This window comes from Providencia sp. PROV129, from assembly GCF_028482245.1.
Lineage (GTDB): Bacteria > Pseudomonadota > Gammaproteobacteria > Enterobacterales > Enterobacteriaceae > Providencia > Providencia vermicola.
This window is the reverse complement of record NZ_JAMPQD010000010.1, coordinates 190,585-204,644: the sequence shown is the minus strand read 5'-3', so window position 1 is coordinate 204,644 and position 14,060 is coordinate 190,585. Positions and strand designations below refer to the sequence as shown.

The window sequence follows — 14,060 nt, the reverse complement described above, 5'->3', positions numbered from 1 at the left end:
TTATATCGTAAATTAAAGAATTGTTTTAGTATGTGATAACTCTGAATATACATTGAAAATATAAAATTATTTTTGTTGGCATGTGTTTTTTATAGGGGTTTAAAAATATTCGAATTATATTTAAACATATCATAAAAAGATATAGAAAAATAAACGATAGGTTTTATTCATTTCAATTTATATTTATGATGAAATAGACATTTTCCATTGATTCTTTATACGATAAAAAAATGCACATCCAACTAGCCCTAAATAGATAAAAGGTTCAGGTGTGAGTGTTTTGAGTGACAAAATGTAATGGCAAAGTACAAGTAAGAGGGTAGGGTAAAGTAGCATATGGACTTTTTTCCACCATGTACCTAACCAACTACGTATACAGTTTAATGAGCTAATAGCCATCAGAAATAAACATAGCCAAGCGATAGCGCCAATAACTAAATAAACTCGCGAATAAATTTCTTCAAAAAATAACCCCAAATTATTTATACCGATTTCAAGTAACAGATAACTGCTTAAATGTAGAGCTGCCCAAAAAAAACACCAGAGCCCAAGTGCTTTGCGTGTTTGAAACAATGTGGTAAATCGTAATAATTGAGCAATAAGTGGGATGCACGCAATCAGAACTAATAAACGTAACACAGTGATCCCTGTAAAATGTTGTATATCTTTAGTGGGATCGGCGCCAAGTTGCTGGGTATCTATTAAAAAAATTAACCACAACAAAGGGAGTAGAGCAACAAGGTGAATACTCCCTTTGGTTAACCATACTGTTAGTTTATTTTCTTGGGACATTAATAGTATCTCCGCAAGTCCATTCCTTGGTATAAGCTTGCCACTTGGTCGGCATATCCATTAAAGAGCAACGTGGGTTGCCGAGTTACTTGGCCTAAGCCACCTGCACCAATAAAACGTTCAGTTGCTTGTGACCAGCGGGGGTGGTTTACGTGAGGATTTACATTGGCATAAAAACCATATTCATCTGGTGCAGAAAGGTTCCACGTTGTTTCGGGCATTTGCTCAGTTAGGCGGATTTTCACGATAGACTTAATGCCTTTAAAGCCGTATTTCCAAGGAACGACTAGTCGGATAGGTGCGCCATTTTGGTTGGGTAAGCTTTTTCCATATACGCCAGTGGCCAATAAAGTGAGTGGATTCATTGCTTCATCTAAGCGTAATCCTTCCACATAGGGATAGGCTAACCCGCCACCAACATAACGACTTTTTTGCCCAGGCATTTGTTCGGGGGCGTAACGTGTTTCAAAGGCGACATATTTAGCTTTGCTCGTAGGTTCCACTAGCGCTAATAACTTCGCAAGTGGAAAACCAACCCATGGAATAACCATCGACCACGCTTCTACGCAGCGCATTCGATAAATACGTTCTTCTAAGGGAAACTTAGTGTTGATGTCATCTAAATTGAGAGTCATTGGATGGCTAACTTCACCCTCAATCGTGACAGTCCATTCGTCAGTGACTAATGTATGAGCATTATCGGCGGGATCTGACTTACCGAGTCCAAACTCATAAAAGTTATTATACCCAGTCACTTTATCTTCTGGTGTCAGAATAAGTGATGATTGGTATTCCTGAGGTTGAATAAATATCAGCGATTTTCTAGGCACGGTTGGAGTCGCGGGGGTATCGTCACTAAACCAAGAAAATAAACCTGCATTTGCCGTAGATGCAAGGGTTAATCCTGCGGCTCCGATACCCAAGGCTTTAAGAAGTTGTCGGCGTTTCATAAAAAAAATCGACTCATCTGTGATTTGAGACGTCGGAATTTTTGGTGTTTTTTTCATTGTGCGCTCCAGAGTAATAAGGTGGATTAAATCTGTTATATCAAACGCGCAAAAAATAAAGCTGACAGTAAGATGACAAATTTGTCATCTTACTTGATTGTAGGAAATCGGAGGGTAATTGTACTGGTACCTGAGCAGTGTTCAAAGCTTACTGACCCACCATGCAATTCAACAATTGCTTTAACAATTGCTAATCCTAAACCAGAGCCTTCTGTTGAACGAGCATTATCCCCCCGCCAAAAACGAGTGAAAATTTCCTCATTATCTTGCAGCAGATCGCCTTGGTTAGTGATTTTAATTTCTTGGTGGTTTGGATATGTAGTGATTTCAGTGAGTACGCGAGTTTGTGCGTGAGAAAATTTAATTGCATTTGAGAAAATGTTAATGAAAACTCGGGTGAGTAGTGTAGGGTCAGCATAAAGGGTTAATGACGATGGCTCACATGATAGCTCGATTTGTTTTTCTTGTGCATAGGCGGAAAATAGCTCATACACCTCATCAATAACTTGAAATAAAACGATGTTTTCGCGATTCAACGTAATGTTCTTATTTTCAGCACGGGCAATAAATAGGGTGTTTTGGATCATTTTAGCCAGTTTATCCAACTCTTCGATATTACTGACGATCATCGTTTCATATTCGGCAACACTACGAGGCCGCTGCAATGTAACCTCATTCTGCACACGAATAGCATTAATTGGGGTTCTTAACTCATGGGCTAAGTCATCAGCCAATTGGGTGAGTTTAACAAAATCATGCTTCAATCGTTGGCGCATGGTATTCATTGATTTACCCAGCTCTTTAAGCTCTTGCGGCAACTGCTCAATATCGATAGGGTTCTTTAATGTATAAATATCTGTTTTTGCTGTGATTTGGCTAAGCGATTGAATATCTGACAGTCCTTTTTTCAAGAGCCATATACTGAGTATCCCCATGAGTAATATTGAAAATGCTGAAACCAGCATACTTTGGGTTAAATATTGGGCTAAGATGCCACTGCGGTCGACCGATATTTTGCCGAGAACAACTTGTAAGGGCCCTTGTGGGGAGTTTGAAACGAAATATACGGAGGAAAAGGGGATCCCCTGCGCTGTTTTCCCATGGTTGATAACATTGAGATTTAATTGTTTTTGTGGCACTAATTTGAGTTGTTGGGTATCAAGTTGCGCATTATTTGTCGAAACTAATACGCGCCCAGCGTCATCCGAGATTTGGATAATATCTTGGCGCATATCCATCATGCTTTGGAAATACATGGGAAGCGTTTTGATATCAATACCACTGGAAATTAACTTGGCGAGCTGGTGGGCTCGGTTAATGAGTAAGTTGTTATCTTGTTCAACGAGCTCATTTTTAAGTGAGTGATACAAAACCCACGTCACCATACCTGCATTTACAACCATCAAAGCAATAAATAATGAAATAAGCTTAAAGCGTAGCGATTTTTTTTTCATTTTTCTGGCCTATTTAAGCGATATCCCATACCACGAATCGTTTCGATGAGTTTAACGTCAAAATTATCATCGATTTTCTTTCTTAGCCGGCGAATAGCGACATCAATAACATTGGTATCGCTGTCAAAATCAATCCCCCAAACTTCACTTGCAATTAATGCTCTCGGCAAGATTTCATCACAATGCAGTACAAAAAACAGTAAAAGAGAAAATTCTTGACGGGTTAAGGTGATTTTTATACCACCACGTTCAACTTCATGGCGAGTGAGGTCTATTTTTAAATCCGCAACCGCCATATTTGTAGATGTGGGTTGATGAACTTTTAAGAGATTTTTAACCCGAGCGAGTAATTCTGAGAATGAAAATGGTTTAACGAGATAGTCATTTGCACCGAGCTCTAATCCTTTAATTCGGTCGTCTACTGCATCGCGAGCGGTGAGGCAAATTACAGGAACATTTTTAGATGTCCTTAAAATTTTCAAAATGTCCCAGCCATCCATGCCAGGGAGCATAATATCGAGAATAACTAACTGGTAGTTATTCTCTAAGGCAAAATAGAGACCATCACGGCCATCTTGGGCAGTATCCACAAGAAAACCTGCTTCTTCTAAGCCATTTTTAACCCAATGTTGGGTTTTTATATGATCTTCAATTAAGAGTATTTTCATGAAATTCGAACGGTAACCTCAATTTGACTTTATTTTATATTAAAGAAACTTAGGTGTGTTTAACAATTAAAAATCATAGGGTCGTGGCTGTGAAGGCGATTTAGAGTGATAATACATTCTATTGTCTGCTCTGATTTTAGACGTATCATGGGCTTTCTATATTAAATATAGGCCTACTTAATAACGTTACTAAGTTAAGTAACATATTGAATATAAGTAATTTATTATGAATAGCACTCCCTCTTTTCAAGATATAATTTATCACTTAATCGGTAGTATCCCTGAAGGCCGAGTCGTGACTTATGGCACGCTGGCCAAAATGGCGGGTTACTCTACTTATGTACGACAAGTATGCCAAGTGATCCGCACGATCCCCGCAGACAGTACTTTGCCGTGCCATCGCATTATAAATGGGCAAGGGAAATTGTCTGTGAAAGGGGAGAGCTATACGCGACATAAAAAAGCACTTATCAGTGAAGGCATTATTTTTGATTCAAATGATAAGATAAAGCTGAAACAATATTTGTGGGAAGGGCTTAGCTAGAAGGGAAATTTCGAACTTCAATTCTCGACCTCACTGATGAATCCTCTCACTATGATTCTAAAACCACATAAATATGATTCTAAAAATCCCCTTTACGCTTAGTGAGCTAAACACTTCATTTTTTAACAGGCTAAGATAAGTCTTAAAAAAATATTTAAGATAAAATTAAACCCAAAATACGAGTGGGAAAATTTTATTTCATTAACTTTAGTGGTTAAATTTTAACCTAAATAAACATGGCGCGGGTTAAAAGTGTATATTGATATTTTAAATTGTATCAATTTGTAAATATTTAACTAAGTATTTTCACTACCAAAAAAGTAACTCTTTGTTATTCAATGATTATTTACTTTAAGTTTCATTTTTTTGTAACAAATACTTATTTTAATAGGGCGGTGTTTTTTTTTAATAAAAATAGATTTGCACTATCAATTATACAAACTAAATATTCAGACATATAATCATTCTAAATTTAACAAAGTGTCTAAAATTTATTATTTAATATAAAGGTTAAATAAAGATGGCTTATTTTTCTAAAGGGATAAATATAGAAATAGGACAGTATTTGCGAGGGATAAGGAAAGAGCAAAACTTAACAGGAAGTGAACTGGCAAAAAAGTTAAATGTGAGTCAACAACAAATTTCTCGCTATGAAACGGGAAAAACGAAATTAACGTTTGAAATGATGGACACCATCTTAGCACTATTTAATAAGTCATGGCGAGATTTTTTTAATCATGTAATAGATAAGCATGATAACGAAAGATTAAAATGCATTGTAATGAATGAAAAAAACTATTATTCGATCTTAGATAAAGATACAAAAAAAATGTGGCGATAATTTTTGCTCATGACAATTAAGAACAAGGCATGATAAACAGATAATACAAATAAATAAATTCAACTTGTCAAGGTGATAACTTTATTAAAAATAATCATTATATGGATTAATGATTATTTTTATCTAAAGTTGTTATGAACAACTATTATAGCAAAATATAAATCATACAGGATTAAATTAATATGAAATTAAATAAATTTGTAGTCGGCGCAGTATTAGCATCAGGTTTTGCTTCATTTGCAGCTATGGCCGCTTATACAGGTACCCCAACTAACGGTACAATTGAAATTACAGGTGAGCTTGTTAACTCTGCTTGTGGTTTAAGCGAAGAGTCAAGCCCTGTAAAAGTTAATTTTTACCAAATCCCTGTATCAAATTTAAAAAATGGTGAGCGTGCAGGTAATGTTAAAAAAGATATCGTTCTGCAAGGCTGTGATACTACAGTAGCTCAAACTGCAACTGTTACTTACACGCCATCTACAGTAAATCCGAATGATAGCGCATTAGCTGCATTTACTTCAGGAACAGCAAGCGGTGCTGGTATTGGTTTAAGAGATAATGGAAATCAAGATGTTGTATGGGGCCAGGCTTCTACAGCGGTTAACTTAACTAATGGTAAAACAACAATTCCATTTGTTGCATACCTGAAATCAGATAACGCATCTAATGCTGTTACTCCAGGTAACTTCGATTCTACAATTAACTTCCAAATCGATTACCAATAATTTGGAATTAATTTAGTGATTGTATGCGGAGTATTAAATACTCCGCAATACTGAGCCTAGAAATATAATTAAAGCGGTGTTACCCATGATAATTCGAGTTAAAAAAATAGCATTAAGCTCTAGTTTATTATGGCCCTTATTAAGCTGGGGAAGTGCTGTAAATAACACCCCAGGTGATATTGTTATGCAAGGCGAGTTAATTGAGGCTTCTTGTAATATCGATCCTGATAGTCGAGAGCTTTGGATTAATTTCGGGGAAGTGAGTGCACGTGAAATCACGCCTGATGCTAATTTACTTTTAAGTAAAAATTTTAATATAAAGCTAGTCGGTTGTACGCTTCCTTCCGAAGATAAAGGTAGTGCATCAAGAGCTCAAATAACAATGATGGGAAGCACTGTGGACCGCGGTCAGTTACTTCAAGTTAATGGCGATTCAGAAGGTTTTGGTATTCAATTAAAAAATTCTCATGGAGAAATACTAAAATTCAATACAAAGCTACCTGATTATACATTGCTCGAGGGACGAAACAGTTTGGAGTTTACTGCAACTTTAGTCGCTTATCAAAAATACATTAAGGCGGGTGAATTTGCAGGTGTATTGAGATTTAGAATGGATTATTTTTGAATAAATATAAAAATATTTGCGATTTTATTAAGAATCGGATTGGTCTTTTAGAATAGCTAGTGAATTCAGAGTGAATTAAAATGATTATTTTCAGTGGGAATATAAAAAAAATATTTGCAATATATATTGCAATGCTTTGTTACTCACCTAATATGTTAGCTAACGATATTGTTGAATTTAATACAGATGTATTAGATGTCGGGGATCGTAATAATATTGACTTAACTCGCTTTTCAAAAGACAACTTTGTATTTCCTGGTACTTATCTATTAGATGTTTATATTAATGGGCAATCATTATCGCAGCAAAAAGTTACTTATATCATTGACCCTCAGGATAGCGAAAAAACGCTCGTTTGTTTTACGCCTGAACAAATTGATATGCTGGCACTTAAAGAAGATGCATTAAAGAAAATTCAGGCGATCTCACCAGGATGCTCGAATATTTTACCTATATCAGGTGTCAAAATTAATAACTTCGAAGGTAAGCTTGATATCACAATGCCGCAAGCTTGGATGAAGTATTCAGACCCAAGCTGGGTACCGCCTGAGCGTTGGGATACAGGTGTTTCAGGTTTATTGTTCGATTATAACCTAAATGGTTCGATTTCACGTTCTTTAGTCAGGCATACAAGTAGACATTCTTTATCTGCTTATGGCCAAGCTGGAGTGAATTTAGGTGCATGGCGTTTTAGAGCTGATTACCAAGCAAATTACAATGAGCGTGGTGACAGAAAATTCGATTGGAATCAGTTTTATGCATACCGCCCTTTAATTCATATAGCGGCTAAATTAACTCTGGGTGAAATTTATTTAAATTCGCAAATTTTCGATACTATTCGATATACAGGACTTAACTTAGCCAGCGATGAGCGTATGTTACCACCAAATTTAAGGGGATATGCGCCGCAAATCAATGGCATTGCTAAAAGTAATTCAAAGGTGATAGTGAGCCAAGCAGGGCGTGTTGTTTATGAAACGACAGTACCTGCGGGGCCATTTAGTATTCAAGATTTGCAAAGCTCAATTCGAGGAACTTTGGATGTTAGAGTTGAAGGTGATGACGGTGATGTATCCACTTTTCAGATTGATACCGCCAATATCCCTTATTTAACTCGACCTGGTTATGTTCGTTATAACGTCTCAATGGGTAAGCCTTCTCGCTTTAACCATAAGCCAGAAGGGCCAATGTTTGCGACAGGAGATTTCTCTTGGGGGCTGAGTAATAACTGGTCGTTAATTGGAGGGATCTTATTTGCCGGCCGGGATTATACCGCACTTTCAGCAGGGTTAGGCCGTGACTTATCTGTATTCGGAGCTTTGTCTGCGGATGTGACACAATCAGTTAGCCGAATTCCTGGTGAAAATACAGAAACGGGGTCTTCTTTTCGTCTGAGTTATTCAAAATCTTTTGATGAAATAAACAGTACGATCACATTTGCGGGATATCGCTTCTCACAAGATAAGTTTCGCACACTATCACAATATTTAGATGAACGTGAAAACCGTTATTTAGGTATAGGTCGCCAGAAAGAGATGTATACCATCACCGCGAATAAAACGTTTTGGGCAGATGAGCCTGATTGGCGAACAACACTATTTTTAACTTACACGCATCAAACTTTTTGGGATCAAACATCTCAAGATAGGTATGGCTTGTCTGTTGGTCGAACATTCCGATTAATGGGCATCGATGGGGTTTCTACGAATATTGCCGCTTATCGTTCAGATTATCGAGGAAGACGTGACGATAGTGTCTCCCTTTCTGTCTCTGTGCCTGTTGGTGATAGCCGTTGGGCGGGATATGACTTACAAAATAGCGGAAGTAAAACAAGTCATATGTTGTCGTATAGCGATAATAGAGATTTCAATAACTTATGGCGAGTAAGAGCTGGGCGTAGTGGTGATGATCGTGTGCAATTTGACGGTTATTATCAAAAGCGCACTCAACTTGCTGATGTAAATACCAACGTCAGCTATCAAGAAAGACAAACTGCATCCATCAATGGGACATTGCGCGGCGGCTTTACCGCAACAGCCTATGGTGCCGCACTACATAATAGTAGCGCAACAACTGATACAGCCAGGATTATGGTCGATACCAATGGAATTAGTGGTGTGCCATTTAACCATGAAAAAACACGAACAAACTGGGCGGGTATTTCAGTGGTACCAGATATCGTGAGTTATTACAGCTTCGATACCCGTATTGATGTCGATAAGCTAAATAGTGATGTTGATACCAACAAAGCGATCGCAACGTCAACACTGACGGAAGGGGCGATTGGTTACCAGCGATTTGCTGTTGCCCAAGGTGAAAAACTGATTGCCACAATTCGCTTTAATAATACAGTTCCTCCGTTTGGGGCGGATGTGACCAACGCTGACGGTATTAATGTTGCAATGTTGATGGAAGATGGATTGGCGTATTTGATGGCTGTAAATCCTAAAGAAACATTAACGGTCTCTTGGGGTGGGAAAGCGCAATGCAAAATTCAATTACCTGAAAAAATTAATCCTGGTATGTCAGTTTTACTGCCTTGCCAATAATGAAATGACAATCAGAACAAGTTTTTAAATAAGGTATAAAAAATGGCGATTTGTATAAAAAAATGGGTGGGTGGTTTACTGGTAATTATGGCTGGAGTAAGCCAATCATATGCAGGAATATCACTAGATAGAACTCGGTTGATTATTACTGGTGCGGAAACCTCTTCGAGTGCTAATTTATCAAACACCAGTTCAAGTATTCCCTTTTTAGCGCAATCTTGGGTTGAAGATGCAAATGGGAAAAAAATTACATCTCCATTAGTTGTATTACCCCCATTACAGAGAATTAATGGCGGACAAAAAGGTGTTGCTCGAGTCTCAAAAACAGCGGAAATAGATAAACTTCCTCAAGATCGCGAAAGTTTATTTTATTTAAATGTTAGGGAAGTGCCACCAAAGCCAGATAAACCAAATGTTTTACAGTTAGCGATGCAATCGCGCATCAAATTATTTTATCGACCAACGGCAATTATTCCCACGTCAAAAAGTGCAATTTGGCAAGACCAAGTGACATTTTATAAGCAAGGAAATAACTGGCGAGCTGAAAACCCGACACCTTATTTTGTCACTATTATTAGTTTAAATAATAAGTTGATTACAGAGGGGGGGAAAAAATTAACGGATTTTCCAGGGGTAATGGTAGCGCCTAAATCTCATCTAGATATTAAGGTTAATGGAGCAGGTGAAAGCTTTACCATGATGTATGTGAACGATTACGGCGGCCATCCAGAACTGAAATACAGCTGTAATGGAAATATCTGTAAAGCACTACCACCAGAGCAACAGCCACGCTAGGAGTATTCGAATGAAAATTAAATGCTTAGGGTTTGTGTTACTAGGGGTCGGCAGTTTTTCTGCGGTTGCGGAAATGGCTGATGATAAAACCTCGCGTCAAACCTTATTGGATGTACACAGTACTGTGCATTTTCAAGGGAGTGTGTATGCATCGCCTTGCGTTCTTGAATTAAATACTCAGGAACAATATGTTGATTTAGGAGAGGTAAGTGCGCGGTCATTTCATCGTATTGGCGATAGAAGTACACCAGTGACTTTTAGCGTGAGGCTTAAAGATTGCCAGCGTGGTGCATCTAGATCCTTTGTAAATTCGGCGGGAGAAGCAACGCAAAATGGTAAGCGTTATTACCTAACAGGTGAAAGCGCGGTTTCGTTGAGTATTGCGGGGGATTCTGATTTCTATAATTCAGATTTAGTGAGAGTTAGTGGTGGTGTTAAAGGTGCGGGATTGCGTATTTTCAGCCAAGACCATGAGAATTTAATGCTTAACCAACCTAAAGGCTCATGGGTGCTTAAGCCAGGGGATAATAACATTACCTTAAACGCATCTTTAGAAGCAACAAGCCAAGTTGTTTCAGCAGGTAATTTTAGCGGATTAGTTAGGTTAAAACTGGAGTATTTATAACAATGTCTATATCCAACAATAAAATATTAAAAGATATAGCGATCGCGACTAGTTTGGCGGTAGTGGCATTGTTACCTCAGTCAGTATTTGGGTATCCACATGGGGCTGTAATACCCGATGGAGGGACCTATACATTCGAAGCAAGAATGAATAACCAGCTTTTGATAAATGAAAAAGACGCAGAGACGGTATTTAATTTTGATGTTACAGACTGGCCTTATTTTGATATTTATTGTCAAACTTATATGCAGCCTGGTGGGCCAGGTAACAACAATCCCGATTCTGGAATGACCTTTGATTTAATGTCAACAATACCCCAATCAATGCAAAATCCGGGTTATTTGACCTTAAATGAGTATTTCGATGTGAAAGTTGAAATCCAGCTTGGCGGGACGCAGCCTAGGAAAGTGGCTGTTCCAGCATCGAACTTGTGGAATGGGGGGTCTGATCCAATGGAGTGTAGGCCGACGAGTACAAATAGCCGTCCTTATGCAGTAACGCTTCGAACAGGCTCTAGCGGAACAGTAACGTTTAGGTTAAAAAAACCGATTATTAATGGAATTACCATAAACCAAGCGGAATTAGTTCAAGTATTTGCTAAAAAAGGAACCGCGACTAATGGATTAACGTCTTATCCACCAATTCCATCAACACGTGTTGTACTGGCTGCGGGAATTATTACAGTTGCTGATGAATGTACGATAAATGATGGAAATCCAATTAATATTGACTTTAAAGATGTTGCAAATACAAGTGAACAGTTAAATGGAATTAATTATGCAGAACCTTTTAATATCCCAGTGAAATGTAGAGGTGGAAGCTTTACGACGGGGGATCTGAACATCAAGTTATCTTTACTCCCAGGTGCTTCAGGTCAAGCCGATTTTAATGCGGATTATTACGGAACATTAAAAAATGGCGTGAAGCGAACAAACCTTGGCATTGTTATTAAAGAGAATTTGACGGGAGCATTAGTTAAACCTAACCAAGCTTATACTGTACCTAATTTTTTTAATAACCAAGGTACTTGGAATTTAACTGCGGCACCAATTGCAGCTCCAGGTAGCACAGTGGATGATGGTGAATTTACAGCGACAGGCACGATCCTCGCTGAATTCCAATGAGGTTAACAATGCAAAATAATAATCAAATATTAAACACAATTTATTTATCGGTATGTTGCCTTTTTTTATTTGGTTCAAATCAGGCTGTTGCAGATATTACTCATACTAATATGGGGAGTTATTCTTTTAGGGGTAATGTGATGGTTACACCTTGCCAAATTGCACCAGGTAGTGAAAAGGTGCCAGTAGACTTTAAAGAGGTTTCAGTAAAAGAGCTTTATTCAACAGGAAAATCGAAACCTTTATTATTTTCGATTCATTTAATAAACTGTAATACGTCTGTATTTAACGCGGTAACAGTAACATTTAATGGAGTAGAAAACACTAATCTCCCTGATCATTTAGCGATTAATGACAAAAGCGAAGCGAATGGAATCGGGATTGGGCTATTAAATTTAAATGAAACACCGATAGAGTTAAATGTTCCATCATTGGCGCAAAATCTGGCGGATAATAATACTGAGCTTCAATTTAAAGCTTATGTTGAAGCTGAACCAGAAGCTCGAACTAATCAGACTATTACATATGGGCTATTTTATAGCACTGCATATTACACATTAAATTATCAGTGATAAGTAAAATAAATACGATGAGTGTAATAAAAAAATCAAATAATTTATATTTATATAGTCAGAGTAATTGGGTTGTTATCGGTAGTGTGATTGTGTGCTTTGGAATTATATTTCACATCTATCTACCTAATTTAGGTGGGGCAGGATTTTCACTACCATTAAATATCGTTAGTGCCTTTTTTCTGGCTTTATTTTTAGTGGTGGCGATTTTTTTTCAAATAAAAAAGATAAGTATAACTTATTCATTAGCAAGTAATTTTATTTCATTAGGCTTAATTATCTTGATGGTGCTATGTTTTTTTTCGCCTGAGAACTATCGTTACAATGCTTACTTAACAGCTTATTGGTTATTAGGGATATTGATATGTTATCAGGTTTTAGTTCAATTTAATATTTCAAATGTAGTCCGTGAAATTATACTTTATGGAATACTTGTTGCTGCTATTATAGAAAGTATATTGGCGATGCTTCAAGTTTTTAATCTATTGCCATTAATAGGTCTACCTTATCCGCCATTAAATGGAGATAGGCCATATGGTGTATTTCAACAGGTTAATGTTTTTTCTAGTTTCATTTGCGTAGGAATAGCAAGTGCAGTAAGTTTGTTGATCAAAATAAAGAATGCTAAATGGTATTTAGTTGGCTTTATTGCTACTGCTTTGCTTTTAATGAGTGCAACAGTACCTTTGTCTCAATCATTAACAGGTTATTTAAATTTAATTTTTATTTTTATTGTTTTTTATTTAATTGCAAAGTATCATCGTAAAAAAATTTTATTTTTATTTCTGATTGTTATTCTTGGTTTAATAATTGGCTATGGAATCAAGAATGGTCTTAATATTATAGATACGACTGAAAGTAAATTAAATACATCACGAATTCGATGGGTTTTATGGCAGCATAGTTTATATCTTTTCAGCGAAAAACCATTATTGGGATGGGGCGTAGGAAGTTTTGAGTCAGTATTTTTAGAGCGATTTGGTGGTGGTTTACTAGAGACTAATGCAAGAATAATGTCACATCCACATAATGAAATATTACGTTGGATGGTCGAAGGTGGTTTTGTTGGGCTTATTGCGACAGTTTTAATTATTATCGGTGGTGTAGCTTTATTGCTATCTACATTTAAAAATAAAAATGAAAATTACATTTATTGGGTAGCGGCTTTGCCTATCATATTCCATATGATGACAGAATTTCCTTTGTGGTTATCGATACCTCATGGGATAGTTTTAATATTGTTATTACGCTGTGCTGATTCACCAAATAAAAAATATAAACTAAATAAGATGGTGAACTACTTTTTAAAAGGAATTATTATATTTGGCTCAGCCTTGTCCGTCATTCTGTTATACATGACATTACAAGCACAACAATACTTAACCTATATAGAAAAAACGGGACAGCAAATGTTGTTATCAATAGAAAAGCCTCTTTACCATAATTGGAACTATTTATTGATGTATGACCGTTATCAGTTTGATTTGAATATGGGGTATTTATTACGCTATAACGAAACGCAGGATATTAAGTACCTTAATTTATTTAATGATTGGGCCATGGACGCATCAAATTCATCTCCTGACATTAATGTTTATATTTCTTGGATTCTGGTTTTAAATGAGCTAGGTGAAAAGGATAAAGCAAGAGACGTTAGATATAAGGCGAGTTATTTGTTTGGCGAAAATGAAAGGTTAAATCAATTGAATTTTTAGTTGGTTATTATTGTTCTTCTTTTC

General features: G+C 36.8%; 14 protein-coding genes. 10 read left to right on the top strand and 4 right to left on the bottom strand.

The window, feature by feature from the left end; all coding sequences use genetic code 11:
• Positions 1-183: 183 nt before the first annotated feature.
• The 4 genes from PSF27_RS07700 to PSF27_RS07685 all read right to left on the bottom strand — a co-directional run bounded on the left by PSF27_RS07700 (position 184) and on the right by PSF27_RS07685 (position 3,921).
• A complete protein-coding gene (locus tag PSF27_RS07700) occupies positions 184-792 on the bottom strand; it encodes a sulfite oxidase heme-binding subunit YedZ (protein ID WP_272681224.1) in 609 nt (202 codons plus the stop codon).
• The gene (gene msrP / locus PSF27_RS07695; RefSeq protein ID WP_206082847.1) at positions 792-1,799 is read right to left on the bottom strand and encodes a protein-methionine-sulfoxide reductase catalytic subunit MsrP; all 1,008 of its coding nucleotides are present in this window, start codon (positions 1,797-1,799) and stop codon (positions 792-794) included. Before msrP ends, PSF27_RS07700 begins: the two co-directional genes overlap by 1 nt.
• An 89-nt stretch (positions 1,800-1,888) precedes the next feature.
• Complete coding sequence (locus PSF27_RS07690) at positions 1,889-3,253, bottom strand: heavy metal sensor histidine kinase (RefSeq protein WP_272681223.1); 1,365 nt, start codon at positions 3,251-3,253, stop codon at positions 1,889-1,891.
• Positions 3,250-3,921 carry a heavy metal response regulator transcription factor gene (locus tag PSF27_RS07685; protein ID WP_272681222.1) on the bottom strand — a complete coding sequence of 224 codons (672 nt, stop codon included), beginning with the start codon at positions 3,919-3,921 and terminating at the stop codon, positions 3,250-3,252. The genes PSF27_RS07690 and PSF27_RS07685 overlap by 4 nt, the downstream gene beginning before the upstream one ends.
• A 226-nt stretch (positions 3,922-4,147) precedes the next feature.
• Between PSF27_RS07685 and PSF27_RS07680 the strand changes: the two genes are divergently transcribed.
• The 10 genes from PSF27_RS07680 to PSF27_RS07635 all read left to right on the top strand — a co-directional run bounded on the left by PSF27_RS07680 (position 4,148) and on the right by PSF27_RS07635 (position 14,036).
• Positions 4,148-4,465, top strand: coding sequence for an MGMT family protein (locus PSF27_RS07680; protein WP_206082844.1), 318 nt, complete (start codon positions 4,148-4,150; stop codon positions 4,463-4,465).
• Positions 4,466-4,985: 520 nt separating this feature from the next.
• Entirely contained in the window at positions 4,986-5,306 is a 321-nt protein-coding gene (locus PSF27_RS07675) for a helix-turn-helix domain-containing protein (protein WP_206082843.1), read from the top strand.
• A 182-nt stretch (positions 5,307-5,488) separates the two neighbouring features.
• A complete protein-coding gene (locus tag PSF27_RS07670; protein ID WP_206082842.1) occupies positions 5,489-6,031 on the top strand; it encodes a fimbrial protein in 543 nt (180 codons plus the stop codon).
• 85 nt (positions 6,032-6,116) lie between these two features.
• A complete protein-coding gene (locus PSF27_RS07665; RefSeq protein WP_206082841.1) occupies positions 6,117-6,656 on the top strand; it encodes a fimbrial protein in 540 nt (179 codons plus the stop codon).
• An 80-nt stretch (positions 6,657-6,736) separates the two neighbouring features.
• A complete protein-coding gene (locus tag PSF27_RS07660) occupies positions 6,737-9,205 on the top strand; it encodes a fimbria/pilus outer membrane usher protein (protein ID WP_371007061.1) in 2,469 nt (822 codons plus the stop codon).
• A gap of 87 nt (positions 9,206-9,292) precedes the next feature.
• Entirely contained in the window at positions 9,293-10,000 is a 708-nt protein-coding gene (locus tag PSF27_RS07655) for a fimbrial biogenesis chaperone (RefSeq protein ID WP_404462930.1), read from the top strand.
• A 10-nt stretch (positions 10,001-10,010) separates the two neighbouring features.
• Positions 10,011-10,625: a fimbrial protein gene (locus tag PSF27_RS07650; protein ID WP_206082838.1), complete on the top strand. Its 615-nt coding sequence runs from the start codon at positions 10,011-10,013 to the stop codon at positions 10,623-10,625.
• 2 nt (positions 10,626-10,627) lie between these two features.
• The gene (locus PSF27_RS07645) at positions 10,628-11,749 is read left to right on the top strand and encodes a fimbrial protein (RefSeq protein ID WP_272681221.1); all 1,122 of its coding nucleotides are present in this window, start codon (positions 10,628-10,630) and stop codon (positions 11,747-11,749) included.
• An 8-nt stretch (positions 11,750-11,757) separates the two neighbouring features.
• Positions 11,758-12,321: a fimbrial protein gene (locus PSF27_RS07640; RefSeq protein WP_272539055.1), complete on the top strand. Its 564-nt coding sequence runs from the start codon at positions 11,758-11,760 to the stop codon at positions 12,319-12,321.
• Between the two features lie 17 nt (positions 12,322-12,338).
• A complete protein-coding gene (locus tag PSF27_RS07635; protein WP_272681220.1) occupies positions 12,339-14,036 on the top strand; it encodes an O-antigen ligase family protein in 1,698 nt (565 codons plus the stop codon).
• The last annotated feature ends 24 nt before the right edge of the window (positions 14,037-14,060 follow it).

What these genes read in the sequence shown, in the direction of transcription:
- PSF27_RS07700 (WP_272681224.1), bottom strand. Translation starts at nt 792, where the DNA reads ATGTCCCAAGAAAATAAACTAACAGTATGGTTAACCAAAGGGAGTATT.
- msrP (WP_206082847.1), bottom strand. Translation starts at nt 1,799, where the DNA reads ATGAAAAAAACACCAAAAATTCCGACGTCTCAAATCACAGATGAGTCG.
- PSF27_RS07690 (WP_272681223.1), bottom strand. Translation starts at nt 3,253, where the DNA reads ATGAAAAAAAAATCGCTACGCTTTAAGCTTATTTCATTATTTATTGCT.
- PSF27_RS07685 (WP_272681222.1), bottom strand. Translation starts at nt 3,921, where the DNA reads ATGAAAATACTCTTAATTGAAGATCATATAAAAACCCAACATTGGGTT.
- PSF27_RS07680 (WP_206082844.1), top strand. Translation starts at nt 4,148, where the DNA reads ATGAATAGCACTCCCTCTTTTCAAGATATAATTTATCACTTAATCGGT.
- PSF27_RS07675 (WP_206082843.1), top strand. Translation starts at nt 4,986, where the DNA reads ATGGCTTATTTTTCTAAAGGGATAAATATAGAAATAGGACAGTATTTG.
- PSF27_RS07670 (WP_206082842.1), top strand. Translation starts at nt 5,489, where the DNA reads ATGAAATTAAATAAATTTGTAGTCGGCGCAGTATTAGCATCAGGTTTT.
- PSF27_RS07665 (WP_206082841.1), top strand. Translation starts at nt 6,117, where the DNA reads ATGATAATTCGAGTTAAAAAAATAGCATTAAGCTCTAGTTTATTATGG.
- PSF27_RS07660 (WP_371007061.1), top strand. Translation starts at nt 6,737, where the DNA reads ATGATTATTTTCAGTGGGAATATAAAAAAAATATTTGCAATATATATT.
- PSF27_RS07655 (WP_404462930.1), top strand. Translation starts at nt 9,293, where the DNA reads ATGGCTGGAGTAAGCCAATCATATGCAGGAATATCACTAGATAGAACT.
- PSF27_RS07650 (WP_206082838.1), top strand. Translation starts at nt 10,011, where the DNA reads ATGAAAATTAAATGCTTAGGGTTTGTGTTACTAGGGGTCGGCAGTTTT.
- PSF27_RS07645 (WP_272681221.1), top strand. Translation starts at nt 10,628, where the DNA reads ATGTCTATATCCAACAATAAAATATTAAAAGATATAGCGATCGCGACT.
- PSF27_RS07640 (WP_272539055.1), top strand. Translation starts at nt 11,758, where the DNA reads ATGCAAAATAATAATCAAATATTAAACACAATTTATTTATCGGTATGT.
- PSF27_RS07635 (WP_272681220.1), top strand. Translation starts at nt 12,339, where the DNA reads ATGAGTGTAATAAAAAAATCAAATAATTTATATTTATATAGTCAGAGT.